The 2,948-nt window shown below is 41.8% G+C and carries 3 protein-coding genes and 1 pseudogene; 3 read left to right on the forward strand and 1 reads right to left on the reverse strand.

The window, feature by feature from the left end:
* Positions 1-266, reverse strand: a pseudogene (locus tag WBA23_RS03405) (hypothetical protein); the annotation flags it as partial.
* Positions 267-641: 375 nt separating this feature from the next.
* On the opposite strand from WBA23_RS03405, the gene WBA23_RS03410 reads away from it, so the two are divergent.
* The 3 genes from WBA23_RS03410 to WBA23_RS03420 all read left to right on the forward strand — a co-directional run.
* Positions 642-1,730 (forward strand): DegT/DnrJ/EryC1/StrS family aminotransferase, encoded by a 1,089-nt coding sequence (locus WBA23_RS03410; RefSeq protein ID WP_424580843.1) that lies wholly within the window; start codon positions 642-644, stop codon positions 1,728-1,730.
* A gap of 2 nt (positions 1,731-1,732) precedes the next feature.
* Positions 1,733-2,464, forward strand: a complete 732-nt coding sequence (locus WBA23_RS03415) for a WbqC family protein (RefSeq protein WP_424580844.1) — start codon at positions 1,733-1,735, stop codon at positions 2,462-2,464.
* On the forward strand, positions 2,451-2,948 hold a 498-nt coding region (locus WBA23_RS03420), incomplete at its 3' end, for an acetyltransferase (RefSeq protein WP_424580845.1). The genes WBA23_RS03415 and WBA23_RS03420, both read left to right, overlap by 14 nt.

The raw sequence follows: 2,948 nt of genomic DNA on the forward strand, positions 1-2,948 counted from the left end.
TCTTTGCGTTCTAGTCTTTCCAAAAAAATATAGAAACCTACTCCGAACAGTAAGGTGAACATGCTAAAGAATTTGCCTTGGGCTAAAAAGAATACCCAAAAACGGGTGTTTTGATCTACTGCATCAGCGAACCCATACTTATATGGACTCCAAGGGTCAGGATAAGAAAAAGACTCAATGTTGATGATCAAAATTCCTAACACCGCCACTCCTCTTAAAAAATCTAGTGAGTTAATTCTTTCTGATAATGGAGTGGGCTGTAGCATCTATATAATCAAGTAATCAGCGTAAATAAACATACTATAACTACAGTACAACTACTACAAATGTAGTAATAAAAATTACTTGTCCAAATGGGAACTGCGAAATTGTTATGATTTATTTCGGATAATGAAATGCTTTTGTCCGTTTAGCTGATAAGAAGTAATAAGACCCATTTACTTTATCTTGACGAACTGAGGTAACTAAATAAAGACTATTTCAATATTATGGTATATTGTACGTGTGATCTTGCTTCACTGTAAATAATTTCACACTATATAGATAATAGTTTTGAGTATTATTAACTATTTTAAATATTTTTTTGTGTTTTAATCATATTGAACTTAGTTTTATATAATATTTTTTACAATCATAATATTTTGACTGACCTAAAAGCAGACCTAAATGTAACTCAAACTTATCTTCCCCCCTTAGAGGAATACATAGCGTACGTAAGGGAAATATGGGAAGAGGGATGGGTAACTAACAATGGACGTCTAGTTCAACAGCTGGAAGATCAATTGAAACAATTTTTAGGAGTACCGTATCTACAATACGTGAGCAATGGCACGGTAGCTTTGCAGTTAGCCTTAAACGCACTAGAATTAAAGGGAAAGGTACTCACTACTTCCTATTCTTACGTAGCTACATCGAGTATTATTCACTGGGAGAACTGCCAACCGGTTTTTATAGATATTCATCCGGAAACGTTGTGTATTGACCCCAACTTGATTGAAGAGCGCATAGATGAGCATACGACCGCTATTCTGGCTACTCACGTATACGGCTACCCCTGTGATGTAGTAGCCATTGACCGAATTGCTAAAAAGCACAACTTAAAAGTTATTTACGATGGTGCTCATGCTTTTGGGGTTAAACTCAATGGCACTCCCATTTACCAGTACGGCGATGCTTCTACTATTAGCTTTCACGCTACCAAAGTATTTCATACAGTAGAGGGCGGAGCGGTAATAACTAATGACTCAACCGTAGACGAACGTATATTCTTATCCAAAGCCTTCGGCCATCGGGGCGACGAGCATTACCGACTTGGCATTAATGGTAAGAACTCGGAATTCCACGCGGCTATGGGGTTGTGCAACCTCCCCCGGGTGAGCGAAGCTATTCTGCGACGTAAGCAATTATCCGAACTATACCGAGAGCAGCTTGCGGATGTTCCGATAAGAACACTACAGCCCAACAATACTCTATCCTACAATTATGCCTACTTTCCAGCGATATTTGAGGATTATGACACCATGCAGCGAGTTAAACAAGGGATGGAAGCCCAGGGCATCTTTCCCCGTCGCTACTTTTACCCCGCTCTGAACCAACTGCCTTACCATCAGGGCGAACCCTGCCCGGTGGCTGAAGATATTACGCAACGAGTATTGTGCCTTCCGTTGCATAGTACCTTAAAAGAGGACGAAGTATTATTCGTATCGTCGGTTATCAACCAACTATTTTAGCGATGCACATAGCCGTGATGCAACCCTACATTTTTCCCTACTTGGGATATTACCAATTGGCAGCATCAGTAGATACGTTTGTTTTCTTCGATGATGTAAATTTTATAAAGAAAGGATGGATTCATAGGAATACGATAGCCGTGCAACAAAAGCCTTATCGGTTTACGGTCCCATTGCAGCAGATTAGTCAAAATAAAACGATTCAAGACACTCGGCTTCATCTGGTCGAGTACCTCCGCTGGCGCAAAAAGTTTTTGACTACACTGCATCAGGCTTATCAAGGAAGCCCCTTCTTCGGTGAGGCTTATAGCCTAATCAATCAAGTGTTATCGGCTGATGTTGATTCTATTGCCGACCTTGCCGCGAACAGCGTGACTACCGTAGCCGAGTATCTGGGTCTGAATACGCAGTTTGCTTATTCTTCAAATTTACCGTACGACCGAAATGGTGATGGGCAAGATAAAATACTTTCCATTTGCCGGTTGCAACAAGCTTCGGCCTACGTTAACCCTATTGGAGGAAAAGAATTATACCAGCCCGATACATTCCGCCAGAACAACGTACAGCTTCGCTTTTTGCAGTCAGCGGATATAACATACGCGCAATCCGCAGCCACCTTCGTTCCAAACTTATCGATCATTGATGTGCTAATGCACTGCTCAGTACCCCAGATCAACGAGCTTCTCACCCAGTACGAATTGATCACCAAAACCTCAATCCATGAGCCAATCTGATTCTTCTCATAAAATAGTCATATTTGGCGATAGCCAATTGGCTAGTCTAGCGCACTTTTACTTTATGCACGATAGTCCGCACGAAGTAGTAGCGTTTACGGTAGACCGGGCTTACGCTAGCGAACCGGAGTACGAAGGTTTGCCTTTAGTGCCTTTTGAAGAAGTCACTCAGCACTATCCGCCGGAAAGCTACCGTATGTTTCTACCAATTAGCTTTAAGCAGATGAGTTATCTACGCCGCGAGAAGTACGAAGCGGCTAAGGAAATGGGCTATACGCTGGTGAGCTACGTAAGCTCTAAAGCTACTACCTGGCCAGATTTAACTATTGGTGACAACTGCTTCATTTTTGAGGATAACACCATTCAACCCTTCGTAACCATCGGTAACAACTGTGTGCTGTGGAGTGGTAATCATATTGGCCACCACTCGGTAATTAAAGACCACGTGTTTATTACCTCTCACGTAGTGATCTCGGGTTGCTGT

It is taken from the genome of Tunicatimonas sp., from assembly GCF_049647865.1.
Lineage (GTDB): Bacteria > Bacteroidota > Bacteroidia > Cytophagales > Cyclobacteriaceae > Tunicatimonas.

What these genes read in the sequence shown, in the direction of transcription:
- WBA23_RS03415 (WP_424580844.1), top strand. Translation starts at nt 1,733, where the DNA reads ATGCACATAGCCGTGATGCAACCCTACATTTTTCCCTACTTGGGATAT.